We start from the raw sequence: 1,140 nt of genomic DNA, 5'->3' as shown, positions 1-1,140 counted from the left end.
TTGGATTTTTTGAAGTGGAGAAAGATTATAATTAATCATAAATCTTATAATTACAAGAGCAATTACCAAGCTTATAACACCAATAATGATTTGTTGTATTAAAGCTTTATTTACCGGATCTTTATAGATTTTTTCATCTGCAATCACACAAACATTATATCCTGTTGAAGATTTCTGACAAATCACAGCCTTGCGAGGAGCATTTCCATCTTCAATTAACATTGGTGAGCTTGAAAGAAGTCCTGATTTTCCTTCAGGTGTTGAAAGATATGATTTTACTATATTTTGACTTAATTCATTTTTTGTTAATAATGCCTCAGAAGATTCATGAAAAAGTATAGTTCCATCATTATCTAAAACCACAGTATATCCGCTTTGTGACCTTCCCATTGATAATACATTATCTGAAAAAGTATTTAAATCATAATTTCCACCTACTGCACCTATAAATTTACCATTAACAACTATAGGATATGAAAAAGATAAAGAAGGAGCTTTTAAGCTAGGGGCAATATAAGGCTTTGATATTACAACTTTGTTTTCTCCAGAAGCAACACTTGTGTACCAACTTCTTGTTCTAGGATCATAGCCATCAGATGGCATTTGATGGTTTCCATTTGATCTAATCATTGCACCATTGTGTGCAAGTCCTACATATAGCACATCAAAACGACTAGCTTCTTTTGCAACTTTAACCATAGTGTAAATTTCTTCTAAACTCGCATTAGGATTTTTTTGCAATTCAGAGGCGACAGATCTAATAGCATCGCTTCTTGAAGCAGTGTAGTCATCAAAATTCTTTAAAACATCTTGCATTGTTTTAACTTGTATATCATTGATGAGTTTTTGAACATCATGCTTTACTTCGGCATAATTAAATGCATTTGCTATAAATAAAATAGCTATAATTGCTAAAAAAACAAAAAAAGTTAATTTTCCCGTTAAACTTCTTGTAATGTTTTTCATAATGAATTATCCTTGTTTAAAAATTGTAAATTTTAAGGGAAAAATTATCTTGTATTATTTTTAATAAAAAAATGCATTATTTAAATATAAAAAAATTATTTTTTAATAAAAAAATTATAAAAAATAACAATCACATCCAATCAAAATCACCAACCCCAGCTTAGCAATTAACAC

At 28.9% G+C, this 1,140-nt stretch carries 1 protein-coding gene; it reads right to left on the bottom strand.

The annotated features are described in order from the left end of the window. On the bottom strand, positions 1-966 hold a 966-nt coding region (locus L8X27_RS07930; protein WP_263670498.1), incomplete at its 3' end, for a cache domain-containing protein. Positions 967-1,140 lie beyond the last annotated feature (174 nt).

Origin of the sequence: Campylobacter sp. CNRCH_2015_1657 (genome assembly GCF_025772685.1) — a bacterium.
Lineage (GTDB): Bacteria > Campylobacterota > Campylobacteria > Campylobacterales > Campylobacteraceae > Campylobacter_D > Campylobacter_D lari_D.
The sequence above is the reverse complement of the archived record's forward strand: the minus strand, read 5'-3'. Positions and strand labels throughout refer to the sequence as shown.